Below are 25,550 nucleotides of genomic sequence, written 5' to 3' on the forward strand. Positions count from 1 at the left end.
GGTCACAGATTAAAGAATGCTTTTTTAGGCTTTACTCTTTTGGTTGCCGAGTGCAGCGCACGTTAGAACGGAAGGTCAGATATGTTAACAGAACAGCAGATACGAACAGCCGCGGACAAGCTCTATCAGGCAGAAAAGGATTGTATTCAGATTCCTGCCATCACACTTGAGCACCCGGATATGACAATGGATGATGCCTATGCCGTCCAGAAGACCTGGGTCGATCAGAAGATTGCCAACGGGGCTAAGGTTAAAGGGTACAAGATCGGCCTCACCTCCCGGGCGATGCAGATGGCGGTGAATATCGATCAGCCTGATTACGGTGTGCTGCTGGATGATATGTTCTTCGCCGATGGGGCTGAGATCAAAGCGTCTGATTTCCTCGATCCCCGTATCGAAGTGGAACTGGCATTCGTACTGAAAGATCGACTGGAGGGTGACGATGTCACCATCTTTGATGTGCTCAATGCCACCGACTATGTGATTCCCTCGCTGGAGCTGATCGCCGCCCGGTGCCACCGTACCGACCCTGATACGGGCTATACCCGCAAAGTGTACGACACGATCGCGGATAACGCCGCCAATGGCGGCATCATTCTCGGCGGCCGGCCGATTAAACCGATGGATATGGATCTGCGCTGGGCCGGGGCTTTGCTCTATCTGAATGGTCAGATTGAAGAGACCGGTATTGCCGCAGGCGTATTGGGTCATCCGGCCAATGGTATCTGCTGGGTATGTAAACGCTTCGCCCCTCATGGTGTAGCGCTGGAGCCGGGTCAGGTGATTCTGGCCGGTTCATTTACCCGTCCGGTGCCGGTTAAAGCCGGTGATACTGTGCATGCAGATTACGGCCCACTGGGCGGTATCTCAGTGAAGTTTGTTTAAGAGGTGGCTATGGATCTTCCTGTTAATAAATTTAAGCAGGGCCTGAAAGGCGACAAGCCTTTGTGGGGGTTGTGGCTGGGGCTGCCCGACGCAACCTGCGCTGAGATTGTTGCCGGGGCCGGGTTTGACTGGCTGCTGATCGACAGCGAGCACGCACCCTTTGAACTGGACTCCACGATGCGTCATCTGCAGGCGATTGCACCCTATGGTGTACCTGCAATTGTCCGTCCGGAGGAGGGCCGGACTGCATTGCTGAAACGGATTCTGGATATCGGTGCGCAAACGGTGCTGGTGCCCATGTGTGACACCGCAGAGCAGGCGCGGGAGCTGGTTAAAGCGGTTAAATATCCACCCATGGGTGTGCGGGGGCTGGGGAGTTCACTGGCCCGGGCGGCCAACTGGAACCGTATCCCTGGTTATCTGCAAAAAGCCAACGATGAGATCTGTCTGATCGTTCAGGCGGAGACGGTTACCGCCATGGCTAACCTTGAAGAGATCGCTGCGGTTGAAGGGGTGGATGCGGTGTTTATCGGCCCCTCTGATCTGTCAGCCTCGATGGGCCATATCGGTAATCCCGATCACCCTGAGGTAGTCGCGGCGATTGAAAACGGCTTTAAGGTGATCAATGCGGCGGGCAAAGCGGCGGGGCTGTTGTGTATCAATCCTGCTAAAGCGCATCACTATGTTGAGAAAGGTGCGAAGTTTGTTGGTGTGGGAGTCGATACGTTGTTACTGGGCAATGCGGCCAGACAACTGGCAGAAAGCTTCCAGTCCGGGGACAACAAATCTGATGCCACTGGCTCCAGCGGATATTAAATTCAGGCACAAGTTTAGATACAGGTTTAGGTGAAAGTGTAATGAGCAAAAATCCAATCGTGAAAGGTAAGTTAGTCTGTGTGGCGCTAAATGACGCTGAACAGTTCAACGCCATGCAAGCCGAGTTTGCTGAAGCACCGTATAAAGGTGCACCACAACAGCCGGTTCTCTATTTTAAACCCCACAACACCTGGAGTACCGATGGTGCCGTGGTTGAGTGGGCACAGGTTGATGGTTCACCCGCTGAGCAGATGGTGGTGGGTGCTTCACTGGCGGTGGTGTTTGGCAAAGAGTGCTGCCGTGTCAGCGAGGCAGAGGCGCTGAACTATGTTGAGGGTTACACCCTGGTACATGACTTCTCACTGGTAGAGCAGAACTACTACCGCCCTGATATCAAAGGTAAGTGTCTGGATACCTCTGCACCTATCGGTGCTGATGTGGTTGCCGTTGCCGACCCGCAGGCTCTGACGGTTGTTACGTCGGTAAATGGCACGGTCGTCAATGAGACGCCGGTTTCTCAACTGGTGCGTGGCGTTGCTGAGCTGATCAGCACAATCTCCTACATCATGACACTGCAGCCGGGCGATGTGATCGCAGTGGGTTTCCCGGGTCAGCGGGCACCGGTTGCACCGGGCGACAAGGTCCACTCCGTGATTGACGGTGTTACCGAACTCAACAACACACTTGGCCAGTAAGGAGATCATTCAGAATGAAACACGCACGCGTACTTTTTAATGGCTCCGAACTGGATGTCACCGTCGAAGACTTATTTGCCGAAACGGGACAGCTGAAATCTAAAGTTGATGGGCTGCTGATTAACGAAGCGGATGTCACCTGGCTGTGTCCGGTGAAAGAGCCGGGTACTATCTTCGCCCTGGGTCTGAACTATGCGGATCACGCCGCTGAACTGGCGTTTGAACCACCGAAAGAGCCGCTGGTGTTCCTTAAAGGTGCCAATACCCTGACCGGTCATAAACAGAATGCTTACCGTCCGGATAACATCGAGTTCCAACACTATGAGTGTGAGCTGGTGGCGGTGATCGGTAAAGAGGGTAAGAACATCTCCCGTGAAGATGCGATGGACTACATCGCGGGTTACACCGTGTGTAATGACTTTGCCATCCGTGATTATCTGGAAAACTACTACCGCCCTAATCTGCGGGTGAAAAGCCGTGATTCACTGTGCCCGATTGGCCCCTGGCTGATCGATAAGGATGATGTGGGTGATATCACCAACCTGAAACTGACGACCCATGTGAATGGGGAGCTGACTCAGGAAGGCACCACGGCGGATATCATCTTCGATGTGCCGTTCCTGGTGGAATACCTGAGTAAAATTATGACCCTGAAGCCCGGCGATATGATCGCCACCGGTACGCCAAAAGGTCTGAAAGATATGCAGCCGGGCGACACCGTTGTCTGTGAAATTGAAAAAGTAGGTGCTCTGGTAACGCACATCGTTTCTGAGCAAACGTTCTACGGCGATAAGTATTGAGGTATAGATTGATGAGTGCACAACTACAAGAGAATATCAGTAAAGCAGAAAGCTACCTGGCGCGTTTTAAAGAGAACACCCTGGGCCATTACATTAATGGCGAGTGGACGCTGGGCAGTGGTGAAACCTTTGATAACACCACACCCTTTGATCAGAGCTATCTGGGTAAAGTGGCTGCGGCGTCTGAAGAAGATGTCAATGCTGCCTGTGAAGCAGCGGCTGCTGCAGCGGCTGGCTGGGCGGCAACACCGGGTGCTGAACGGCGTAAGATTCTGCATCGTCTGGGTGACGAGCTGGAGAAGCGTGCCGAAGAGATCGCTATGGTTGAATCGATGGACTGCGGTCAGGCGCTGCGCTTTATGCGTCAGGCGGCTGTACGTGGTGCAGCCAACTTCCGTTTCTTCGCCGATCAGGCACCCGAGGCCCGCAACGGCTTGTCTCTGCATCAGGCGGAGCACACCAACTTTACCGTGCGCAGTCCAATCGGTCCTGTTGCCGTAATCACTCCGTGGAACACGCCGTTTATGCTGTCTACCTGGAAGATTGCACCCGCACTGGCATCCGGTTGTACCGTGGTACATAAGCCTGCCGAGCTGAGCCCACTAACTGCATCCATTCTGGCTGAGTGTGCTGAAGCGGCGGGTCTGCCGAAAGGTGTCTGGAACATGGTTAACGGCTTTGGTACGGTAGCCGGTAAAGCGCTGACTCAACACCCTGCTATCAAAGCGGTCGCGCTGGTGGGTGATTCTGCCACCGGTAAACTGATTCAGGCACAGACGGCACAAACCCTGAAGCGTCTGCATCTGGAACTGGGGGGTAAGAACCCGGTTATCGTATTCGATGATGCCGATTTTGATCGTGCTCTGGATGCCGTGGTCTTCATGATCTACAGCCTGAACGGTCAGCGCTGCACCAGCTCCAGCCGTCTGCTGATCCAGAGTGGTATTAAGGACAAGTTCCTGGCTGCCCTGAAAGCGCGTGTAGAAAACATCAAAGTAGGTCATCCACTGGACCCTGAAACTGAAGTAGGTCCACTGGTTCATACCGGTCACTACGATAAAGTCACCAGCTACTTCGAAATTGCTAAGCAGGATGGTGCGACTATCGCTGTCGGTGGCAAGTCTCTGCGTGATGAGATGGGCCCTGGTAACTTCGTCACCCCAACCCTGTTTGTTGATGCGAAGAACACTATGCGTATCGCTCAGGAAGAGATCTTTGGTCCGGTTCTGACCGCGATTGAGTTCGAAACCGAAGAGGAAGCGGTTCAGCTGGCTAACGAGACTGTGTATGGTCTGGCAGGCTATATCTGGACCAGCAACACCGGTCGGGCAATGCGTATGGCGCATGCAGTAGAAGCCGGTATGCTGTGGGTTAACTCAGAAAACAACCGTAACCTGCCATCCCCGTTCGGCGGCGTTAAGATGTCGGGTATTGGTCGTGACGGTGGTGACTGGAGCTTCGATTTCTATATGGAAACGAAGAATGTGTGTATAGCGCATGATACGCATAAGGTCCCTGTCCTCGGCCGCTAATCGTCTAAGCTACTGCGCTTGATCATACGGCGTTGGAAGCAGGTTCAAAGTGCTCATTTAGCAGGCTAAACTGCGCGCTTTTCACCTGCTTCCGCCTTGTCTGATCTACGCTCGTGACGCTTAGACAGCTATTGCGTTTGATCGTATGGTGTTGAGAGAAGGTATAAAGTACTTATTTAGCAGGCTAAACTGCGCGCTTTTCACCTGCTTCCGCCTTGTCTGATCTGCGCTCGTGACGCTTAGACAGCTATTGCGTTTGATCGTATGGTGTTGAGAGAAGGTATAAAGTACTTATTTAGCAGACTAAACTGCGCGCTTTTTACCTGCTTCCGCCTTGTCTGATCTGCGCTCGTGACGCTTAGACAAGCTATTGCGTTTGGCTACACGGCTTTTAAAAGCTGGTTTAGAGTAATCTTAGCCAGCTTTTGATTTTAAGTGTTATGAGCCTGATGCGTAGATCTGTAAATTAGATAGATTGATTAAACAGAGGAAACTTTATGCCTCATTTTATTATGGAATACTCAGCTAACCTGGATGATGATCTGGATATTCCGGCGTTGTTTGAGAAGTTAAACGCTACTGCGATTGCTACCGGGGTTTTCCCGATTGGTGGTATTCGCAGCCGGGCGATCCGCTGCGAGCATTTCCGGGTAGGTGAGGGTGATCCCGACAATACGTTTGTGCATCTGACCGCGAAAGTGGGGTCTGGTCGTTCGCCTGAAGTGCTTAAAGAGGCTTCTGATAAGATCTTTGAGACCTTCAGTGAGTGTCTTAAGCCGGTGTTTGACCGTCGCTGGATGAGCGCGGGTTTCGAGATGATTGAACTACACCCGGAGCGCAACTACCGGATGAACAACATTCACAAGAAGCTTGCCGACAAAGGCTGAATTTATTCGCGATTCAGAGTTAGTCAGCATCGTCTGATAAGCCCACGCTAACGCCGTGGGCTCTCGGTTCTTTGTGGTAAGGGTCTGAAGCCCGCGCAGGTAATCATGCCGGGCTATAGTGTGGGCCCCTCTTTTCGCAGTGTATAGTCACGGGCAGGTGACTAACGACTGGCTTTTCTTATTCAAACACAATGCCCTGAGCCAGCGGCAGTTCACCACCATAGTTGATGGTGTTGGTGGTACGGCGCATGTAAGCCTTCCAGGCATCGGAACCGGACTCACGACCACCGCCGGTCTCTTTCTCACCACCGAAGGCTCCGCCGATCTCTGCACCAGAGGTGCCGATATTGACGTTCGCGATACCGCAGTCAGAACCGGTAGCCGACATAAAGGTTTCAGCTTCCCGCATGCTTTCAGTGAAAATTGCCGATGAGAGCCCTTGAGGAACCTCGTTCTGAATCTCGATCGCTTCTTCGATATTGCTGTAGGTCAGCACATAGAGAATCGGAGCGAAGGTCTCTTGGTGAACTACCTGAGCGTCGTGAGCGATGCTGACGATAGCCGGACGAACATAATAACCGCCATCGGGGACACCTTCAGTTACGCGCTCGCCACCGAAGAGAATTTCACCGCCTTGCTCTTTTGCAGCGTTCAAGGCGTTTTGCATCGTATCAAAGCTGCGCTGGTCGATCAGCGGGCCGACCAGAGAGCCTGCAACAGTTGGATCGCCGATGGGCAGTGATGCATAGGATTTTTTGAGCCGTTCAACCAGATCGTCCTGGATCGATTTATGGGTGATCAGGCGGCGCAGTGTTGTACAACGCTGGCCAGCCGTGCCGGCCGCGGAGAAGACAATCGCCCGCAGGGCCAGATCAAGGTCCGCGGTTTCTGAAACTATCATGGCATTGTTCCCCCCCAGCTCCAGCAACGAACGGCCTAAACGTGCGCCTACGGTTTCGCCGACGCTGCGGCCCATAGCGGTAGAGCCGGTTGCCGATACCAGTGGGAAACGTTTGTCCTGAGCGATCAGTGCGCCAATCTCGCGATCGCCGATAATAACGCTGGTAACACCCTTAGGTATCTCCGGCATAGTCTCAAGTGCTTTTTCGACAATTGACTGGCAGGCGAGGGCGCAGAGAGGGGCTTTTTCCGATGGCTTAAGCACCATCGAGTCACCACACACCAGACCGATCATGGTGTTCCAGGCCCAGACAGCCATTGGGAAGTTGAAGGCGGTTATAACCGCAACAAGCCCGAGGGGCTGCCACTGTTCCATCATCCGGTGACCGGGGCGCTCACTGACGATCGTTTTACCGTGCAGCTGCCGGGACAGACCAACGGCAAAATCACAGACATCGATCCATTCCTGCACTTCACCCAGTGCTTCAGGCATGATTTTGCCGGATTCCAGGGTGATGACCTTTGCCAGATCCTCTTTATGCTCCCGGGCAAAGTTGCCGATCCGACGCACCAGTTCACCCCTCAGGGGCGCAGGGATTGTACGGAGTTGTTTGAACGCAGCTTCAGCGTTTTGAATCACCTCTTCAAGCTGAGCCGGGGTGGCATTTCTGAAACGGGCAACCTCCATACCATTGATGGGCGAATTCACTGAAAACGCATCCCCTTTACCTGTTTCACGCAGGTTGTTGCCTATTACGCTGTAGTAGACGTTTTCTGACGAAAGTGAGGTAAGGCCAAGGTTGTCGAGAAAATTCATGTTCATGGTAAGCCCTTTTAATAGCGATTATGCGATCTCTCAAGCTTAGTCGTCGGGAAGCGTATAAAAAAATACTAAATTTCTGGAGGGGGTATCGTCAAAGACTATATCGTTAAATGATTGCTATAGGATATTCTATAGGCTTCGGGGTAATAACTATTAGAGACTGTTATGGATTTTCGTTCATTACGTTACTTTGTTGCGGTATATGAGGAGCTGAGTCTGAGCGCGGCATCGAAGCGCTGCTTTGTCGCTCAGCCATCCATTTCTGCGGCTATTCAGCAACTGGAATCTGAACTGGACTGTGCGCTGTTTGTGCGCCACTCCAAAGGGGTGACGCCCACTCCGGAGGGTACCCGTCTCTACCCCGATGCCCGCAAAGTACTGGGAGATATTCAGTCGATTAAGCTGCAGTTTCAGGATAAGCCTGAGTTTCTGCCAGTACGGCTCGGCCTGATGCCTTTTTTGTCGGGCAAGCGGATAGGCCGGGTGATTAAAGCGCTATTCCGGGAGATTCCAGGGCTTGATCTGACGCTGGTGGATATCGCTGAGGAATCTGATCTGCGCATCGTCTCTAGCAGTATTGTTGAGCCTGATGAAGCGTTTCATAAGCTATGGACTGACCGTTATGTACTGGCGCTACCCAAAGGACATCCGCTGGAGATCCACGATTCAATCGATTTTGAGCTGTTGAATAACCTGCCGTACATCAGTCGACGGCGCTGTGATTTTAATGATGCCTGGAAGTTTCTGCTGCAAAAACGCGGGATTATTCTGAATACCAAAGCGACTGTGCGTACCGAAGAGTATGCCCTGGATATGGTGGCGGCGGGGTTGGGGGTTTCAGTGGTGCCGAAGCAATCCACCGATGGCAGAAAGGACATTATTATTCGCGAGGTCAATGGCTTACAGCTGGAGCGGGTGGTTGGTCTGGCCTATGCCCGTAATAAGCCGTTACCGCCGCTGTTACTGTCGGTGATTGAAAGTGTTAAGTCAGAACTCGCTGAAGAGCTGTTTGGACAATGAGAATTAACCTGATGATTACATGATGCGCTGATACAGGTGATAAAGATCGGCCCCCCGGGCAAAGTACAGTTCCCGGACACGACGGGCCGGAATCGGCTTCAATGGTGTGACCGGTACAAACATCTCTTCCAGCGGCATTCCTGTCAGATGGTCCGCCAGTGACTTACCCATCATAGTACCCGGTCCGATTCCCCGACCACTATAGCCGATACAGGCGGTCAGCCCCGGCGCAAGTCGATGAAGATGTGGCAGGTGGTCATTGGAAAAGGCGATCTGGCCGGACCAGCTATGGCTCCAGAGACCGTCATTACGGACCGTTGAGGGATGAAAAAGACCCGGAAACAGTCTGGATAGCTGATGGCTGGCCCAGTTTTGCAAAAAGCGATTCCCCCGGTCCTCGACCGTACCAATACTGCCGATAATCAGACGACCTGAATCATCCAGGCGAATTGATGACATCACCTGACGGGTATCCCAGCAACCGTGTTTTTCCGGCAGAATCTGTTGCAACTGTTCGGGCTGCAATGGGTGAGTGGCATACTGAAAAAAGCGGAGCGGAATAAAGGATTGCTTTAATGTTTTATTGAGATGTTCGCTGTAGGCATTAGTGGCGATAACCACCTGATCGGCAACGACCGAACCGTTGGCGGTAGCCACTTGCCACTCTCCGGCAGGGTTATTGCTGAGTTCAGTGACGATGGAACCGGTATAGATTCTGGCCCCCAAGGATTGTGCTGCCTGAGCCAGTCCCCGGGCATAGCTGAGGGGCTGAATCGTACCTGCACGGGGGTCATACAGTGAGCTTTTGTAGGCGCTGGTGCCGGTTAGCCGGGCTGTGGTTGCCGGGTCTTTTAGCTCAACCGGAGCCCCCCGTTGCAGTAATTGCCTGGCTCTTGTCATTAGAATATGGTCACCCTTTCTGGAGTGAGAGAGTTGCAGGGTGCCGTTGCGAATGGCTTCACACCCAATACCGAAGCGCTCTATCAGCGAAAAAACCAGATCGGGAGCCCCCGCCAGCTGTGTATTGAGTCGCTGTCCATAGGTTGAGCCTAAGGTCGCTTCAATCTCGTCAGGGTTGACCCACAGGCCAGCGTTCACTAATCCCACATTACGACCAGAACCACCGAAGCCGATCTCCTGGGCCTCAAGGACGATTACATCGACCCCTTTTTCGGCCAGGTGCAGCGCTGTCGAAAGACCGGTGTAGCCGGCGCCAATAATCACGACGGCTGCACTGTGCTGTCCCTGAAGCGGGGCCGTATCAGGAGCCGGGCAGGCACTCGCTGCCCACAATGAGTCAGGAAGTGTGTGCCGGATAATGTGATGATTGTTCATGGTCGGGTTTCCATTCAAATCGTACTATTCATCATGACGATGATCTGATCAGCTCTCCGATCACGCTTTGTATATGGGATAAAACGGGCAGAGAACCGATCAACTTTGAGGCAATGTTAAGCGTGCGCAATATCACGATCATATTCCCGGCTCAGATCGAGCAGAAATACTGTTTTTATGACTCCCCTATAGGAATGGACTATGGCCAGATGCAGGGCCGCAAACGACAGATCAGTCAGCTGTTTACTCTCTACGTTAATGGTCAGATAGTCGGGCAGGGTGCGGGTGCTAACTGCCCGGATGATGCGTTTAGTGTTGATTCTGGCACTGTCTGTCAGGTGCGGTGAGTGGATTCAAAAATTTTGTCAGCGTTACTGGCAATAAAGCCATCAAACAATTCGCCCCCGGCGTTTTTATAGCGCATGGCAAATTCATAAAAACAGGTAGGGACCGTCCGTGTCTGGCCGCAGCTAAAGGTCATCTCTGTCTGATCTGCCATGGTGGATGATTGCACCAGAAGGTCTGCCGGAACCCCTTTTATCGCCCCGCCTGCCTGATTGATCGGGAATTGATGCTGTTGCAGCAGATCGATCACCTGTTGCATATCAGTGATGGATTTAAGGTGGTTGAGGCTGACGGTAAAGTGGTTAACTCTCAGTCCCAGACTTGTCAGCCAGGCGGCGTATTCACTCTCCTCTGACAGGGTATCGTAGTCTGCTGCAGTGATCGGTTGCCACAGCAGTCCCCGGGCAAAAACCTCCGGACCATCAACTGCTCCGGGATCGATCTGGGACACAACCGACTCCAGAATGCGCTGACTCTTTTCACTCAGAAGGTGACGCATCAGTTCACTGACAAAAATACGGGGGGCAGCGGGATCCGGGTGGGAATAACTGCGGGCGACCAGCTTCTTCTGCTCAAAATGATAGTGCTCCTGCAGTTTGTACCCCATCGCCAGAATAACCGGTTGCAGATGCTCCAGGTCAATGGGACAGTCAGAGAAGGTTCTGAACGCCACGTGATCATTGATGACGGCTTCCCCCAGGCTGGTGAACAGGTCGTGGATTTTCTGTGCCTGGGGCGCGATGTCGATATAGTCCTGCCAAAGCATTGCAAAAAAAGTTTCGTAGTTCATCTCTCATACCCAATCAGATGTTCAGTGGGCTGGCACATAGACTGTGCGATATCAGCACTGTTTATTCAGTTTTGTTAGCCAGCCTTCTTTAGTCAGCATAGAAACAAACTTATTGGCTTGCCTGATATAAGTACAATATTGCTTTTTGATATGGGTTATACAGTCAACCTATAGACGCGGCTCTTTAAACCTTTTTCAGTGCTGTTTCGAGTAGGGTGACAAACACTTTACGTTTTGCTGAGGTCTCCAGCCGTGATGGGTAGATTGCGTGGATATCAGCTTGCTGACTATAGTCCGGGAGTATGCGGATAAGGTGGCCGCTGTTCAGTTCCTCGCGGATATTCCACACTGATCTGAGCATGATACCCCGGCCATCGAGACACCACTGTTTGGCCACGCTGCCGTTATTAGTGGTTAGCGGCGCGGTTAATTTGATACTTTTTTTGCCGGCTCTGCTCTCTAAACGCCAGTGTCCATAGCTCTGATCCCGTTCCCGGATGCCGATGCAGCGGTGACGGTTCAGCTCAGCCAGCTGTTGCGGTGTGCCATACTCTTCCAGATAGGCTGGCGCGGCGCAGAGAATTCGCTGGTTTTCACCGAGGCGTTTGGCGATCAGCTGTTGAGGCAGTTCACCGCCGACTCGCAGTTCAATATCAAACCCCTCTGAAATCAGATCGACGGGACGGTCGAGCAACTCCAGATCAATCTCCAGTTGCGGATACTGCTGGCTAAAGCGGGATACCACCGGTGCGATAAAGTGGCTGCCAAATCCGCTACTGGTGACAATTCTTAGTTTACCTTTGGGTATCAGCTGTTCGTTGACAATTTCAGCTTCCATCTGCTCCATCGTTTCCAGCAGGCGCTCTGACCATTCCAGGGCAATTTTACCTTCGGGGCTCAGTATTACCTGCCGGGCGTTGCGAATAAACAGGCGCACGCCCAGATGCTTCTCCAGCAGGTTGATCCGTTTGCTGATATATGCCGGGGAGACATCCAGGCTGTCGGCCGCACTACTGAAGCCTTGCAATCGGGCAGCGACTACGAACACCTGTATATCGTTAAGGGGAGGAAGTTGATTCACGTTTCGTGACCCTTGTATTTACACTATGGCTTTTTAATCTACGTATCATATCGAATATGATGGTTGTTTCCGAATTCGAAAAGATCTCTTTTTCAAGTGAGTACGACGATGAACAAAGTAAAGATTGCGGTGATTCCCGGTGATGGTATCGGTAAAGAGGTTATCCCTGTCGGGATGCAGATACTCGAAGCGGCAGGGCGTAAACATGGGGTGGAGTTTAACTGGACAGAGTTTGACTGGTCCTGTGAAACCTATCATCGCACCGGGCGGATGATGCCTGAAGATGGTCTGGAGCAGTTGAAAGGCTTTGATGCGATCTATCTGGGGGCGGTGGGCTTTCCTGGTGTGCCTGATCATATCTCCCTTTGGGGATTGCTGTTGCCGATTCGCCGGGCGTTTGATCAGTACGTTAACCTGCGTCCTGTCCGTTTGTTTGAGGGGGTGCCATGCCCGTTAGCAGGAAAGAAACCCGGCGATATCGATTTCTACGTGGTCAGGGAAAACGTTGAAGGGGAGTACTCCTCTGTGGGTGGCATTCAGTATGAGGGCACCGAACATGAGGTGGTTTCGCAGCAGAGTATCTTCACCCGTCGTGGGACAGATCGCATTCTCAGGTATGCGTTTGACCTGGCTCAGAGCCGCCCGGCGAAGCATCTGAGTTCTGCAACAAAATCCAACGGCATCTATCACTCAATGCCTTACTGGGACAGCCGGGTCGAGGCGATGGCGAAAGACTATCCGCAGGTAAATGTGGATCAGTACCATATCGATATTCTCACGGCTAACTTTGTGCGCATGCCGGAACACTTTGATGTGGTGGTGGGGTCAAATCTGTTTGGCGATATTCTCTCAGATCTGGGACCTGCCTGTACCGGCACCATCGCCATCGCGCCATCGGCGAATATCAACCCGGAAAAAACCTTTCCGTCGATGTTCGAACCGGTGCATGGTTCGGCCCCGGATATTGCCGGGCAGGGGATCGCCAATCCGCTGGGTACCATCTGGGCCGGTGCGATGATGATGCAGCATCTTGGCTATGATTCGGTACACGATTCTCTGATGCAGGCGATGGCCAGCGTATTAGCTGAGGGCAAAGCACTGACCCGGGATATGGGCGGTAACGCGAATACCCAGCAGCTGGGTGACGCGATCCTGAAGGAGATTCTCTGACACAGATGCTGATGCAGGATCTGGTGATCTGAGCCTGTCAGGCTGATACGCCCGTATCAGCCTTCCACTCTTCTTGGGGCGGTTAAATTCCCCTCTGTTTTTGTATGACTCAATTCCGGTTTGACCAGGAACACCGGGCCTTAGGTGTCATATTAATTTCATCGGCAGGTATTAGTCTCTGATCTTTCTATAAAGATAAAGAGCGTGAATACAACGATGAAAAAGCTATCTGAAGAGCCTACCCTTGCCCCGGATGCAGAGATTCAGGGGGTTAATTTTGGCCGTTTTAATGAAGTCGGTGAGCGCTGTAAACTGGTGAATTCCCGCCTGGATGATTACGCCTACGTTGGAAATGACTCCGATATCATCAATACGGAGATCGGTAAGTTCTGCTCGATAGCCTCCCACACCCGGCTGAATCCGGGCAACCATCCAGTCGAAAAAGCGGCGATGCATCACTTTACCTACCGCAGTTCTATGTATGGCTTAGGTGACGATGATGAGTCCTTTTTTCAGTGGCGTCGGGATCAGCCGGTGAACATTGGCAACGATGTCTGGATCGGCCACGGGGCGGTGATTCTTGCCGGAGTTACTGTGGGCAATGGTGCGGTCATTGCGGCAGGAGCTGTGGTTTCCAAAGATGTCGAAGACTACTGCATTGTCGCAGGCGTGCCGGCAAAGCCTGTCCGCAAGCGCTTCAGCGATGAGGTCATTCAGGGATTTAACCGGCTGTGCTGGTGGGACTGGGATGATGCTTTATTAGCTGAACGAATGGCTGATTTTCGGGTATTATCGGGCGAGGATTTTCTGCTTAAGTACTGCTAAATGTGTACTGTTAAATGTGTATTGGTAAATAAGTACCGTTAAATCAAGTGCTTTGAACAACCCGCTTTGTTTCGACATAAAGCGTCCATAAAACTGTAAGAAAACCAACATGTCTAGATAACTTTGCTGTCATAAAAACGCCCTAAGCTTGCATGCAATCAAATAGAGGATTGGATTTCATGCCTGCTATCAAAATTACTGCTTTGCGCAAAAGCTTCAATCGTGTTGCTGTTCTGAAAGATGTGTCGATTGAGGTGCAAAAAGGCGAGATGGTTGCTTTGATTGGCTCTTCCGGTTCCGGGAAGTCAACGCTGATGCGCCACCTTTCCGGACTGACCTTTGCCAATCGTAATTCACCATCAATGGTTGAGGTGCTGGGCCGCAAAGTGCAGCAGAACGGCCGGCCGGCAAAGGAACTGCGGGCTACCCGTGCCCGTATCGGTAATGTCTTTCAGCAGTTCAATCTCGTTAACCGCCTCAGCGTTCAGACCAATGTGTTGATTGGTGCGCTGAGCCGTATCCCTACCTATCGCAGCCTGCTGGGCTGGTTTACCGATGAAGAGAAACTTAAAGCTCTTGAGGCGCTGGAATCTGTCGGTCTGCGTCAGCATGCATTGAAGCGGGCTTCTGATCTTTCAGGCGGCCAGCAACAGCGGGTGGCAATCGCCAGAGCGCTGATGCAGGAAGCCGAAATTATTCTGGCCGACGAGCCGATCGCATCGCTGGATCCTGAGTCTTCCCGGCAGGTGATGGAAACTCTGCAACGGATCAACCAGGAGATGGGTATCACCGTCGTGGTAACGCTGCATCAGGTTGAATATGCCCAGAAATATTGTAGTCGTGCGATCGCGCTGAAAGAGGGAGAGATCTATTTTGATGGTTCTATCGATGGGCTTGAAACCTCTCTGTTAACCGATCTCTACGGTACTCAGATATCCGAAGGAACGCTTGGATCTCAGGCACATGAAGTACCTGTAAAACACTCTCATTTAGATCTAAACCCTGAACTTAACCCTGTGTGAAACTGAACTAAACCCGGAGCAAAATCCAATGAAACTTAAGCAAGTGTTTTCTAAGCTGGCTGCTGGCCTGGCGATCACTGCGGCACTGACTGGTGTCAGTGTTGCTCAGGCAGAAGAGTTAAAGACGCTGAATTTCGGCATTATCTCTACCGAAACTTCCCAGAACCTGAAAACTATCTGGGTGCCTTTTCTGGCGGATATGTCGAAAAAGCTGAATATGGAAGTTAAGCCGTTCTTTGCCTCTGACTATGCTGGCATTATTCAGGCGATGCGTTTCAATAAAGTCGATGTTGCCTGGTATGGCAATAAATCTGCCATGGAAGCTGTTGATCGTGCAGGTGGCGAGATCTTTGCTCAGACCGTTGATGTCACTGGCAACCCTGGATACTGGAGTGTGCTGCTGGCTTCTGCCAACAACGACAAGCTGAACAGTGTTGAAGATGTTCTGGCGAACAGCAGTGAGCTGGCGTTTGGTAACGGTGATCCAAACTCAACCTCTGGTTTCCTGGTGCCTAGCTACTACGTGTTTGCTAAAAACGGTGTCGATGCCAAAAAAGCATTTAAGCGTGTCACCAATGCCAGCCACGAAGCTAACTTTATGGCGGTTGCCAACGGTCAGGTTGATGTTGCTACAAACAACACTGAGAACCTTGCTCGTGTTGCGATCACTCATCCGGAAATGGTCGATAAAGTGAAGGTGATCTGGAAATCTCCGCTGATTCCGTCTGACCCTATCGTATGGCGTAAGAACCTGGCTGAAGCTGACAAGAGCAAGATCTATGACTTCTTTATGTCTTACGGAAAGACCAACGATGCTAAAGAGCTGGATATTCTGAAAGAACTGCAGTGGGCTCCGTTCAAAGCGTCCAGCGATGATCAGTTACTGCCTATCCGTCAACTGGCCCTGTTTAAGAACCGGGCAAAAATGATCAATAACTCGGGTCTCTCTGATGCTGAAAAAGCTGAAAAAATCCAGGAAATTGATGAGCAACTGGCTGTACTGAACCGTCGTATGGCAGCTCTTCAGGCTGCTGCACTTTAATTGTTACAACAACTGGCAGCGTTTGTACAAGCGCTGCTGGTTTCCTGCTTTTTTAACGGAATCAGACGATGACTACAGATGCATACGTCAATAAAAATACCATAGTCAGTAAGCCATTTAACTGGATGGCTGCGCTGAGCTGGGGTGTTTTATTCGCCATGCTTGGATGGGGTTGGGAAGGCGCCGAGATGAACCCGATGGTATTGATCCGTGATGCGGGCAATATGGCGGAGTTTGCCGCAGACTTCTTTCCTCCTGACTTTAGCGATATCAAATTTTACCTTGAAGAGATGGCGGTCACGATCCATATCGCGCTCTGGGGGACGGTGCTTTCCATTCTGCTGTCTATCCCATTCGGCATACTCAGTTCCGAAAACCTGATGCCGGTATGGATCTATCAGCCGGTGCGTCGATTGATGGATGCGACCCGTGCCATTAATGAGATGGTGTTCGCCATGCTGTTTGTGGTGGCGGTGGGGCTGGGACCATTTGCCGGAGTGCTCGCCCTGTTTATCCATACCACCGGTGTGCTGGCAAAGCTATTTTCAGAAGCGGTTGAAGCGATTGATCCACGTCCTGTTGAGGGTGTCAGAGCAACCGGTGCCAATATTTTAGAAGAGATTCTTTACGGTGTTATTCCTCAGGTTCTGCCTTTGTGGATCTCCTACTCGCTTTACCGGTTTGAATCCAACGTACGGTCTGCCACGGTGGTTGGCATGGTAGGTGCCGGAGGTGTGGGGGTAATTCTCTGGGAGAGTATTCGCGGTTTCCAGTTTCAGCAAACCTGTGCCGTGATGATTGTAATTGTTATCTGCGTCACCCTGACCGACCTTCTGTCGCAGCGGCTGCGCAAAGCATTTATCTGATAATTTTTAGCTCCCGGAACTTGTATAGACAAATGGCTATTTACCGCAAAATTGCGATTCAGTTAAGAGACGAGATCAGTGCCCAGTATACGCCGGGAGACCTGTTACCACCGGAAAACCAACTGGCTGATCGTTTTGATGTTAACCGGCATACCGTCCGGCGGGCGATCGATGAGCTGGTGCAGGATGGTCTGGTGCGACGTCATCAGGGGCTTGGCTGTCGAGTGGTGCAAAAACCGATCGATTATGCCCTGCATGACCGGGCGGCATTTTCCCATAACCTGAATCAGATCGGATTGGGGCTGGAAACTGAGATTCTGGGATGCCGGGTCACAACGTTGCCCGCCGTTCTGACAGATCAGCTGGAGCTGACAGAACCTGTCAGTGTGATTGAATTACAGACCCGCCGTTTTATCGGCACTGATCCGGTATGTCTGATCCGCCACTATCTGTTTGGCCTGCCGGATGATGCTCTGAATAACTTTAGTGAGGGATCGCTGCACGCCTATCTGCTACAGAATTTTGATCTGGAGCTGCAGCGGGGCACCACCCGTTTAAGGGCCCGTATGCCTACCTTTGATGAGTGCAGTCAACTGGCTATCAGTCGCGGGATTCCGGTAATGGAGGTACACACCCGAAACGTCTGCCGGCAGTCAGGTGTATTGCGTGAATACTCTATTGCCCGTAGCCGCAGTGATTACTTTGAATACCGAGTGGAACCAACACCATGAATATTAGTACTGAACAGCGTCAGCGCTGGATCTCGGTATTGGCGAAAGCGCCTACCGAAGTTCTGCTGAAGCTATCTGACTCAGTGGTTAGTGATATGCAGTTTGAGCTGATCCGTGAACCTGAAATTGGCCTGACCCAGGTGCGTGCACGGATGGGTGGAAAAGGCGATGCCTTCAATATGGGGGATATGACCGTGACCCGTTGCGTGGTTCGCAGTCAGGGGGACTCTCTGGGGTTCAGCTATGTTGCCGGACGTAATAAGGCTCATGCGCTGCGGGCGGCGCAGCTGGATGCGATGTTGCAACTGTCTGACTTTCATCAGCACCTGACGGACAACGTAATAGAACCGCTGAAACAGCAGGCTAGCGAGTCCCAGCAGGTGAAACAGCAGGCGACCGCTGCTACCAAAGTTGATTTCTTTACCCTGGTGAGAGGAGAGGACTAACCGATGAACAGTATTGCACTACAGATCGGTTTCCAGGAGCCGGTCACCGATGCACAACAGGTGTTCCGTTCGCTGCTTAAAGTGATGAGCGAACCGGGTGTGATTGAATCGCTGGATCAGGCCACCACACTGGAGACTCTGTGCCCGGCGGCCTTTTCAACCTGCCTTGCGTTGTTGGATTCTACTACCCGAATCTGGTTAGCCGAACCCTTTAACAGTGATGCTGTAGCGAAGAATCTCAGCTTTCATACCGGTTGCCGTCTGACGCAAACCGTCGGTGAAGCGGATTTTGTTCTCTGCCGGGCTGATCAGTTACCGCAACTGGATCAGCTCAAACGGGGTTCTGCTGAATACCCTGACCGGGGCTGCACGTTGCTGGTTCAGGTTGATCAGATATCCGATACCGCACTGCCTGAATCTACGGTATTGCGTCTGCAGGGACCCGGAATACCTGGGCAGCGAACGCTGGCAATCAGCTCGTTACCGCGTGAACTGATCCACTATCTGACCGGGCGTCCCGACCCATTTCCGCTGGGACTGGATATCGTTCTGCTGGCCGACAATGTTGTGACCGCCATTCCCCGAACCACCCGTGTGGAGGTGAACTGATGTATGTAGCCGTAAAAGGGGGCGAAAAGGCGATTAGCGCGGCCCATGAATTACTGGCGAAAGTCCGTCGCGGCGATACCCGCGAAGCGGAGCTTTCGGTTAAGCAGGTTGAGCAACAGCTGCCGCTGGCGGTTGCCCGGGTAATGACGGAGGGGGCGGTTTATGACCCTGAACTGGCTGCTCTGGCGATTAAACAGTCCGCTGGTGACCTGGTAGAAGCGATCTTTCTGCTGCGCGCCTATAAGACCACGCTGAACCGTTTTGGTATCTGTGAGCCGATCAATACAGAAACGATGCAGATCGAGCGGCGTATCTCTGCGACCTATAAAGACCTGCCCGGTGGACAGGTGCTGGGGCCAACCTTTGATTACACCCATCGCTTGCTGGATTTCAGCCTGATGGCTGAGGGAGACGTTAGTGAACCCTCTGTTGCTGATATTAGTCCGTCTGCTGAGATGTCTGCTGAGCCTGTCTCTGTTGAACCAGTATCCAAAGTGCTGGAGATTCTGGAACGGGAAAACCTGATGGTTAGCGAGTCTGATCATCAGTCAGAACCCACCGATATTACCCGGGATCCGATCACCTATCCGGCGGAACGCAGTGCCCGTCTGCAGTCGCTGGTACAGGGGGATGAGGGATTCCTGCTGGCGCTGGGCTACTCCACCCAGCGGGGCTATGGTCGCAATCACCCCTTTGCCGGAGAGATCCGCATCGGCGAGGTTGAAGTGTCCATCGTGCCTGAGGAGCTGGGCTTTGAAATTACCATCGGCGCTGTACAGATGACTGAGTGCGAAATGGTCAATGGTTTTACCCGCCATCGTGATGGCGAAGTGAAATTTACCCGTGGTTATGGCGTGGGCTTTGGTCAGTGTGAGCGTAAAGCGATGGCGATGGCGCTGGTGGACCGTTCACTGCAAGCCGCTGACTACGACGAAGAGGTGGTCTCTCCGGCGCAGCAGGAGGAGTTTGTTCTGTCTCACTGCGATAACGTCGAAGCCGCTGGCTTTGTCTCTCACCTGAAACTGCCTCACTACGTTGATTTCCAGTCCGAACTGGAACTGCTGCGTCGTATACGGGCTGCTGAGCAGAGTGACTCTGCTAAGGATATGAACTGATGAATCCGCAGACTATTCGTGAAGGCTATAACTTCGCCTATCTGGATGAACAGACCAAACGGATGATCCGCCGGGCGCTGTTAAAGGCTGTCGCTATTCCCGGTTATCAGGTGCCATTTGGTGGCCGCGAGATGCCGATGCCCTATGGCTGGGGTACCGGTGGCATGCAGGTGACTGCGGCGGTGATTGGTGAGAATGACTGTCTCAAGGTGATCGATCAGGGAGCGGATGACACCACCAATGCGGTGAGTATTCGCGCTTTCTTTCGTGATCTGACCGGAGTCAGGACCACTGAGAAAACCGAAGAGGCGACGCTGATTCAGACCCGCCACCGGATTCCGGAAAAGCCACTTCAGGCGGGGCAGGTGCTGGTCTATCAGGTGCCGATTCCTGAGCCGTTGCGGTTTATTGAGCCCAGTGAGGTTGAAACCCGGAAGATGCATGCGCTGGAGGATTACGGCGTGATGCATATCAAACTCTACGAGGATATTGCCCAGTTTGGCCATATCGCCACGGCCTATGCCTATCCTGTACTGGTAAATGGGCGCTATGTGATGGATCCCTCACCGATCCCTAAATTTGATAATCCGAAAATGGATAACTCTCCGGCGTTGCAGCTGTTTGGTGCCGGTCGTGAAAAACGGATCTATGCGATCCCGCCCTACACCGATGTTAAGAGCCTCGATTTTGAAGACCATCCGTTTGAGGTGCAGAGGTGGGAACAGTGCTGTGCTATCTGTGGTTCAGATGAAAGCTTTCTCGATGAAGTGATTATGGATGATCAGGGAGCCCATGAATTTATCTGTTCAGATACCGATTATTGTCGTGAGCGGATGGCAAACCTGGAGGTGACCGCATGAACCGTGAACCGATTTTACAGGTCGATAACCTCACCAAACTCTATGCTGCGGGCAAAGGGTGTGAGGCGGTGAGTTTCGATCTTTATCCCGGTGAAGTGCTGGGAATTGTGGGGGAATCAGGTTCAGGTAAGTCAACGCTGCTGAACTGTCTCTCTGTCCGTCTGGCCCCGGATGAGGGTGATATTCACTATCTCACCCGGGCTGATGAGTGGGTCAACCTCTATGGCCTGAGCGAGTCCCGCCAGCGTCACCTGCAGCGCACCGAATGGGGGATTGTACATCAGCATCCCCGGGATGGTTTACGTATGGGGGTGTCTGCCGGCGCCAATATTGGTGAGCGCCTGATGGCGACCGGTGAGCGTCATTACGGCAATCTGCGGCAAACCGCGCAGAGCTGGATGAATGACGTAGAGCTGGATATCGCCCGCATCGACGACAAGCCAACCACATACTCGGGAGGGATGCAGCAGCGCTTGCAGATCGCCCGTAATCTGGTGACTCATCCCCGACTGGTGTTTATGGATGAGCCAACCGGGGGTCTGGATGTATCGGTACAGGCGCGGCTTCTGGATCTGCTGCGGCAACTGGTGACCGAAATGAACCTGGCCGTGGTGATTGTCACGCATGATCTGGCGGTGGCCCGATTACTGGCGCAGCGACTGATCGTTATGCGTCACGGCCGGGTGGTTGAAACCGGCCTCACCGATCAGGTGCTTGATGATCCTCAGCACGCTTATACCCAGCTGCTGGTGTCCTCCGTACTGACCTCATAATTCCGGGAAGTAACATAATGCAAACAATGATAGAGGTGCAGGGGTTAACCAAAGTGTTCACCCTGCACAATCAGGGCGCTATCAAGCTGCCGGTCTTCAATGGTATCGACTTTGTCGCGAAGCAGGGCGAGTGCACGGTGCTGTTTGGTGAAAGTGGTTCCGGCAAAAGTACGCTGCTGCGTTCACTTTACGCCAACTACCTGCCAACCAGCGGTTCGATAGTGGTTCGACATCGTGGTGAGATGACTGCGCTCACCGGGGCTTCAAGTCAGACCCTGCTGGAGATTCGCCGGGAAACCATCGGCTACGTCAGCCAGTTTCTGCGGGTGATTCCCCGGGTGGCTACTCTGGATGTGGTGGCTCAGCCTCTGCGTGAGCGGGGTGTCAACGTTGCAACAGCCCATGCTAAAGCGGCTGAACTGCTGGAACAGCTGTATATTCCTGAACGGCTCTGGTCTCTGCCCCCGGGCACGTTTTCCGGTGGCGAGCAGCAGCGGGTAAATATCGCCCGGGGCTTTATCGTCGATTATCCAATTCTGTTGCTGGATGAGCCAACGGCATCGCTGGATCAGCGCAACGCGGCGGTGGTGGTGGATCTGATCCGTCAGGCCCGTAACCGGGGGACAGCCGTGGTTGGGATCTTTCACGATGCGGAGGTTCGTGATGCCGTGGCGGATCAGATCTTCCATGTTAATCCTGACCGCCAGGAAGATTCGTTATTCACCGATGAAAGGGTACCGGCATGATTCTTACAAACGCGCATATTGTGTTGGAAGACGAGGTCATTCATGGCTCAGTCTCTATCAGTGAAGGTCTGATCCAGTCGGTTGATCCGGGCTCTGTTACTTTGCCGGGGGCCGTCAACTGTGAAGGCGGTTTTCTGCTACCCGGCATGGTAGAGCTGCACACCGATAATATGGAGAAACACTTTACCCCGCGTCCCGGTGTTGCCTGGCCCGGTTTGTCTGCCTTTAAGGTTCATGATGCGCAGATGATCAGCGCCGGTATCACCACGGTGTTTGATGCGATCTCGGTGGGGGATGTGGTGGAGGGCAGTGATCGACTTAACAATCTGACCCGTATGGCTGATGCGCTGAATGAAAGTCGTCATAGGGGACTGACCCGTTCTGATCACCTGCTGCATCTGCGTTGTGAAGTCAGTCATGAAGATACCCTCGGCAACTTTAAGCAGCTGTCAGAGCGGTATCCGCCGCAGCTGGTGTCGGTGATGGATCACACCCCGGGGCAGCGTCAGTTTGCCAGCCTGGAAAAATATCGTCAGTACTATCAGGGTAAGTACAAGCTCTCTGATACCGAGATGGAAGCCTTTATTCAGCGTCAGACCGAAGCCAGCAGGCTTTATAGCGATCAGTATCGTAAGGAGATCTGTGCTCTCTGCGATGAACGGGGTATTCCACTGGCCAGTCATGATGATGCTACCCGTGATCATGTGACTGAGTCACTGGGCTTTAATATGGTGATTGCTGAATTTCCGACCACCTATGAAGCGGCCCGGGAGGCCCATGGCTATGGTATGGCGGTGCTGATGGGGGCGCCTAACGTGGTGCGCGGCGGCTCACACTCTGGGAATATTGCTGCCCATACACTGGCATCAGAGGGGTTACTGGATATTCTCTCCAGTGATTACTATCCCGCCAGTCTGTTGGATGCAGCGTTCAAGCTGGCCAATGATGAGAATAATCAGTATGACCTGGCCAAAGCGACTAAGCTGATCAGTTGTAACCCGGCAAAGTCGGTTGGTTTAACTGACCGTGGCCGCATTGCCCCCGGATTAAAAGCGGATCTGATCTGGTGTGAGGCAACAAGCGATCATCCACATATCCTGCATGTGTGGAAAAATGGTCTGCGGGTGTTCTGACAAGATGTCATATCTATTCTATGTGGCAGGCCCGTCGGGCAGCGGAAAGGATTCCCTTATCAATGGTCTGCGTGATCGTCTTGGCGGCGGGTCTTCGGTTTTGTTTGCGCACCGCTACATAACCCGCTGTTGGCAAGCCGGTGGTGAGAATCATGTTGAGCTGAGTGAAGAAGAGTTTCGCCAGCGTTCTCAGGCAGGATTATTCAGCATGCAGTGGCAGGCGAATAATTGCCGTTATGCGATCGGTGTTGAGATCAGTCACTGGCTTAACAGCGGCTATTCGGTCGTGGTGAATGGTTCGCGGGCTCATCTGGAAGAGGCGACCTCCTGTTTTGGTGATCGACTTATTCCAATTCTGGTGACCGTTGATCCGGCAGTACTGAGGCAGCGTCTGCAGGCGCGGGGGCGGGAAGAGGGGGGTGAAATTGATGCCAGAATTGCCCGTAATCAGATCTTTGAACAGCGCCTGCATGGTCGGGCAATAGAGATCGCCAATGATACCGATCTTTGTTCTGCGGTCGATCAGTTTCACCGCATCGTGATGAATCATACAGAGATCAGCGCAGATGTTGAAAATTGAGTTTTTAGGCAGTGGTAATGCGGCGGGGGTTCCTGTCTGGGGTTGTCGCTGCAGTGCCTGTCTTCAGGCTCAGACTGATCCGGGAAAACGGCGCAGAGGCGCCTCACTGGCGATTCATACAGATGAGGGGGTAACGCTGGTTGATGCCGGGCTGACTGATCTGGCTGAACGCTTCAGTTTTGTCTCAGTAAAACGGATTCTGCTGACCCATTTTCATATGGATCATGTACAGGGGTTGTTTCATCTGCGCTGGTCAGAAGAGGCCAGGCGGATACCGGTTTTCCGACCCGATGATCCTCTCGGGGCCGATGATCTGTATAAACATCCGGGTGTGTTTGAGTTTCAGCCCCCCTTCAAACCTTTTGATTCTGTTGAATGGCCGGGGTTCAGAGTGGTTGCTTTACCGCTGATTCATTCCAGGGAAACCTTCGGCTATCTGATCAGCAATGGCAATTATTGCATGGCGTATCTGACCGATACAGCAGGCTTTCCTGCGGAGACTCTGAACTATCTGCAACGTTATCCGGTGGATGATCTGGTGCTGGATTGTAGTGAGCCTCCGAGAGAATCGATGCCCCGCAACCATAACGATCTGAATGCTGCGCTTGATCTCTGGCGTCAAAGTGGTGCCAGCCGTTTGTGGCTCACCCATATTAGCCATCGGTTGGATTGCTGGCTGGAGCATTCTGGCGCTACACTGCCTGAAGGTGTGGCTGTTGTTACTGATGGGATGCTGTTTGAGATTGAAGAAGATTGTGTCTCTCAGAAACTGATCGTCGAGATAAGTAGAAAGGGTTGAGATTGGAAGAGACAGCTGAGATAGCGAATGACACTTGAACCGGAAATTGCTGTTGTCCTGTCGGTGATGATGCATGTCACCTGGAATCTGATCGCGCGCTATCAGTCATCCAGGGCATTTCCATTGTGGTGGGTGTTGCTGGCTCATCTGATTATGGTTGCCCCGTGGGGTTTCTGGGCGCTGATTACTGAGGTTCACTGGAACCTTACTTTTGCACTGCTTCTGCTGATCTCAGCGTCAGCGAATGTGATCTACTTTTTAGGGCTAAGGCAGGCGTATCATCACGCCCCGGTACCGCTGGTCTACCCTCTGGTCAGAAGTTCACCTCTGTTGATTGCGATCTGGAGTGTTTTACTCTTTGGGGAAACGCTGGGTATCTGGGCATGGGCAGGAATCATCGTTAGTGTCGCAGGCTTGCTCATTCTGGCATTCAGCTCTGGTTCTGCCAATGACAAGCGCGCCTTGCCCTGGGCGATGACTGCGATGCTGGCCACCAGTGTTTATTCGCTGAGTGATAAGGCGGCAGTGTCCAGCCTGAATAGTTTTAGTGCCATTGTCGGCTTCATCTCAGTGGGGTACTTCTGTTCATGGCTGGCACTGTCGGTTCTGTTAGTCCGCCAGACAGGAGACTGGCGGCCCCGAACAGGGATCTCTCCTTTAGCTATGTTCACCGGAGGACTTTGTATCGGTCTGGCTTATGCACTGGTGGTGTTTGCCATGAAGCAGATGCCCTCTGCCGTGGTCGTGGCATATTCTAATGCCGGAATCATCGTCGCGTCGGTTATCTCGATTCTTTTCTTACGTGAACGCTGGGCCTGGAAGCAGAGAGTTCTGGCGGCAATGATCATTCTTATCGGGATTATCATGATCTATCGGGGATAGGCTTATATGCTCAGATATCAATCGCAATTTAAACGTTAATTC

The 25,550-nt window shown here is 52.5% G+C and carries 28 protein-coding genes; 24 read left to right on the forward strand and 4 right to left on the reverse strand.

The genetic code is table 11. The features are described 5' to 3' along the window. Nucleotides 1-81 precede the first annotated feature (81 nt). From hpaH to OCU43_RS08325, 6 genes are all read left to right on the forward strand, one after another. A complete protein-coding gene (gene hpaH, locus OCU43_RS08300) occupies nucleotides 82-885 on the forward strand; it encodes a 2-oxo-hept-4-ene-1,7-dioate hydratase (RefSeq protein ID WP_091353329.1) in 804 nt (267 codons plus the stop codon). Nucleotides 886-894: 9 nt separating this feature from the next. Further along, nucleotides 895-1,701 (forward strand): 4-hydroxy-2-oxoheptanedioate aldolase, encoded by an 807-nt coding sequence (hpaI, locus tag OCU43_RS08305; protein ID WP_091353331.1) that lies wholly within the window; start codon nucleotides 895-897, stop codon nucleotides 1,699-1,701. Nucleotides 1,702-1,742: 41 nt separating this feature from the next. Further along, complete coding sequence (locus OCU43_RS08310; protein ID WP_091353332.1) at nucleotides 1,743-2,396, forward strand: fumarylacetoacetate hydrolase family protein; 654 nt, start codon at nucleotides 1,743-1,745, stop codon at nucleotides 2,394-2,396. Between the two features lie 14 nt (nucleotides 2,397-2,410). Further along, complete coding sequence (locus tag OCU43_RS08315) at nucleotides 2,411-3,196, forward strand: fumarylacetoacetate hydrolase family protein (RefSeq protein WP_091353334.1); 786 nt, start codon at nucleotides 2,411-2,413, stop codon at nucleotides 3,194-3,196. Nucleotides 3,197-3,207: 11 nt separating this feature from the next. Next, the gene (gene hpaE, locus OCU43_RS08320) at nucleotides 3,208-4,728 is read left to right on the forward strand and encodes a 5-carboxymethyl-2-hydroxymuconate semialdehyde dehydrogenase (RefSeq protein WP_091353336.1); all 1,521 of its coding nucleotides are present in this window, start codon (nucleotides 3,208-3,210) and stop codon (nucleotides 4,726-4,728) included. 497 nt (nucleotides 4,729-5,225) lie between these two features. Next, nucleotides 5,226-5,615 (forward strand): 5-carboxymethyl-2-hydroxymuconate Delta-isomerase, encoded by a 390-nt coding sequence (locus OCU43_RS08325; RefSeq protein ID WP_091353337.1) that lies wholly within the window; start codon nucleotides 5,226-5,228, stop codon nucleotides 5,613-5,615. A gap of 178 nt (nucleotides 5,616-5,793) precedes the next feature. On the opposite strand, the gene amaB is transcribed toward OCU43_RS08325, so the two are convergent. Then, nucleotides 5,794-7,338: an L-piperidine-6-carboxylate dehydrogenase gene (gene amaB, locus OCU43_RS08330; RefSeq protein ID WP_091353339.1), complete on the reverse strand. Its 1,545-nt coding sequence runs from the start codon at nucleotides 7,336-7,338 to the stop codon at nucleotides 5,794-5,796. A gap of 165 nt (nucleotides 7,339-7,503) precedes the next feature. On the opposite strand from amaB, the gene OCU43_RS08335 reads away from it, so the two are divergent. Further along, nucleotides 7,504-8,358, forward strand: a complete 855-nt coding sequence (locus OCU43_RS08335) for a LysR family transcriptional regulator (protein ID WP_091353344.1) — start codon at nucleotides 7,504-7,506, stop codon at nucleotides 8,356-8,358. A gap of 15 nt (nucleotides 8,359-8,373) precedes the next feature. On the opposite strand, the gene OCU43_RS08340 is transcribed toward OCU43_RS08335, so the two are convergent. Then, entirely contained in the window at nucleotides 8,374-9,693 is a 1,320-nt protein-coding gene (locus tag OCU43_RS08340; protein ID WP_091353345.1) for an NAD(P)/FAD-dependent oxidoreductase, read from the reverse strand. Between the two features lie 122 nt (nucleotides 9,694-9,815). Here OCU43_RS08340 and OCU43_RS08345 point away from each other — a divergent pair, with 122 nt between their 5' ends. Continuing rightward, nucleotides 9,816-10,040 (forward strand): hypothetical protein, encoded by a 225-nt coding sequence (locus tag OCU43_RS08345; RefSeq protein ID WP_139203118.1) that lies wholly within the window; start codon nucleotides 9,816-9,818, stop codon nucleotides 10,038-10,040. Here OCU43_RS08345 and OCU43_RS08350 read toward each other — a convergent pair. Next, nucleotides 10,028-10,828 carry a DUF1338 domain-containing protein gene (locus tag OCU43_RS08350; RefSeq protein ID WP_091353350.1) on the reverse strand — a complete coding sequence of 267 codons (801 nt, stop codon included), beginning with the start codon at nucleotides 10,826-10,828 and terminating at the stop codon, nucleotides 10,028-10,030. The two genes, OCU43_RS08345 and OCU43_RS08350, sit on opposite strands and share 13 nt — an antisense overlap. Nucleotides 10,829-11,012: 184 nt before the next feature. Next, nucleotides 11,013-11,909, reverse strand: coding sequence for a LysR family transcriptional regulator (locus OCU43_RS08355; protein WP_091353352.1), 897 nt, complete (start codon nucleotides 11,907-11,909; stop codon nucleotides 11,013-11,015). Between the two features lie 108 nt (nucleotides 11,910-12,017). Between OCU43_RS08355 and OCU43_RS08360 the strand changes: the two genes are divergently transcribed. From OCU43_RS08360 to OCU43_RS08435, 16 genes are all read left to right on the forward strand, one after another. Beyond that, complete coding sequence (locus tag OCU43_RS08360; RefSeq protein WP_091353355.1) at nucleotides 12,018-13,079, forward strand: tartrate dehydrogenase; 1,062 nt, start codon at nucleotides 12,018-12,020, stop codon at nucleotides 13,077-13,079. Between the two features lie 216 nt (nucleotides 13,080-13,295). Then, nucleotides 13,296-13,904, forward strand: a complete 609-nt coding sequence (locus OCU43_RS08365) for a DapH/DapD/GlmU-related protein (RefSeq protein ID WP_091353358.1) — start codon at nucleotides 13,296-13,298, stop codon at nucleotides 13,902-13,904. A 179-nt stretch (nucleotides 13,905-14,083) separates the two neighbouring features. Then, a complete protein-coding gene (gene phnC / locus OCU43_RS08370) occupies nucleotides 14,084-14,926 on the forward strand; it encodes a phosphonate ABC transporter ATP-binding protein (RefSeq protein WP_091353359.1) in 843 nt (280 codons plus the stop codon). 28 nt (nucleotides 14,927-14,954) lie between these two features. Further along, on the forward strand, nucleotides 14,955-15,968 hold the full coding sequence (gene phnD, locus OCU43_RS08375; RefSeq protein ID WP_091353362.1) for a phosphonate ABC transporter substrate-binding protein: 1,014 nt from the start codon (nucleotides 14,955-14,957) through the stop codon (nucleotides 15,966-15,968). A gap of 68 nt (nucleotides 15,969-16,036) precedes the next feature. After that, a complete protein-coding gene (gene phnE, locus OCU43_RS08380) occupies nucleotides 16,037-16,834 on the forward strand; it encodes a phosphonate ABC transporter, permease protein PhnE (RefSeq protein ID WP_091353365.1) in 798 nt (265 codons plus the stop codon). A 32-nt stretch (nucleotides 16,835-16,866) separates the two neighbouring features. Then, nucleotides 16,867-17,565, forward strand: coding sequence for a phosphonate metabolism transcriptional regulator PhnF (gene phnF / locus OCU43_RS08385; RefSeq protein ID WP_091353367.1), 699 nt, complete (start codon nucleotides 16,867-16,869; stop codon nucleotides 17,563-17,565). Then, a complete protein-coding gene (gene phnG, locus OCU43_RS08390) occupies nucleotides 17,562-18,011 on the forward strand; it encodes a phosphonate C-P lyase system protein PhnG (protein WP_091353369.1) in 450 nt (149 codons plus the stop codon). Before phnF ends, phnG begins: the two co-directional genes overlap by 4 nt. A gap of 3 nt (nucleotides 18,012-18,014) precedes the next feature. Beyond that, nucleotides 18,015-18,620 (forward strand): phosphonate C-P lyase system protein PhnH, encoded by a 606-nt coding sequence (gene phnH, locus OCU43_RS08395; protein WP_091353372.1) that lies wholly within the window; start codon nucleotides 18,015-18,017, stop codon nucleotides 18,618-18,620. Then, complete coding sequence (locus OCU43_RS08400; protein ID WP_091353375.1) at nucleotides 18,620-19,735, forward strand: carbon-phosphorus lyase complex subunit; 1,116 nt, start codon at nucleotides 18,620-18,622, stop codon at nucleotides 19,733-19,735. The genes phnH and OCU43_RS08400 overlap by 1 nt, the downstream gene beginning before the upstream one ends. Next, the gene (locus OCU43_RS08405; protein ID WP_091353378.1) at nucleotides 19,735-20,595 is read left to right on the forward strand and encodes an alpha-D-ribose 1-methylphosphonate 5-phosphate C-P-lyase PhnJ; all 861 of its coding nucleotides are present in this window, start codon (nucleotides 19,735-19,737) and stop codon (nucleotides 20,593-20,595) included. The genes OCU43_RS08400 and OCU43_RS08405 overlap by 1 nt, the downstream gene beginning before the upstream one ends. Continuing rightward, entirely contained in the window at nucleotides 20,592-21,368 is a 777-nt protein-coding gene (gene phnK, locus OCU43_RS08410) for a phosphonate C-P lyase system protein PhnK (RefSeq protein ID WP_091353381.1), read from the forward strand. The genes OCU43_RS08405 and phnK overlap by 4 nt, the downstream gene beginning before the upstream one ends. A gap of 17 nt (nucleotides 21,369-21,385) precedes the next feature. Then, nucleotides 21,386-22,114 carry a phosphonate C-P lyase system protein PhnL gene (gene phnL / locus OCU43_RS08415; RefSeq protein ID WP_091353384.1) on the forward strand — a complete coding sequence of 243 codons (729 nt, stop codon included), beginning with the start codon at nucleotides 21,386-21,388 and terminating at the stop codon, nucleotides 22,112-22,114. Further along, complete coding sequence (gene phnM, locus OCU43_RS08420; protein ID WP_091353386.1) at nucleotides 22,111-23,247, forward strand: alpha-D-ribose 1-methylphosphonate 5-triphosphate diphosphatase; 1,137 nt, start codon at nucleotides 22,111-22,113, stop codon at nucleotides 23,245-23,247. The genes phnL and phnM overlap by 4 nt, the downstream gene beginning before the upstream one ends. 4 nt (nucleotides 23,248-23,251) lie before the next feature. After that, nucleotides 23,252-23,827, forward strand: a complete 576-nt coding sequence (gene phnN / locus OCU43_RS08425) for a ribose 1,5-bisphosphokinase (protein ID WP_091353389.1) — start codon at nucleotides 23,252-23,254, stop codon at nucleotides 23,825-23,827. Beyond that, nucleotides 23,814-24,626, forward strand: coding sequence for a phosphonate metabolism protein PhnP (gene phnP / locus OCU43_RS08430; protein WP_217647373.1), 813 nt, complete (start codon nucleotides 23,814-23,816; stop codon nucleotides 24,624-24,626). The genes phnN and phnP overlap by 14 nt, the downstream gene beginning before the upstream one ends. 27 nt (nucleotides 24,627-24,653) lie before the next feature. After that, nucleotides 24,654-25,508 (forward strand): EamA family transporter, encoded by an 855-nt coding sequence (locus tag OCU43_RS08435; protein ID WP_091353391.1) that lies wholly within the window; start codon nucleotides 24,654-24,656, stop codon nucleotides 25,506-25,508. Nucleotides 25,509-25,550: the final 42 nt, after the last annotated feature.

The organism is Amphritea atlantica (assembly GCF_024347255.1).
Lineage (GTDB): Bacteria > Pseudomonadota > Gammaproteobacteria > Pseudomonadales > Balneatricaceae > Amphritea > Amphritea atlantica.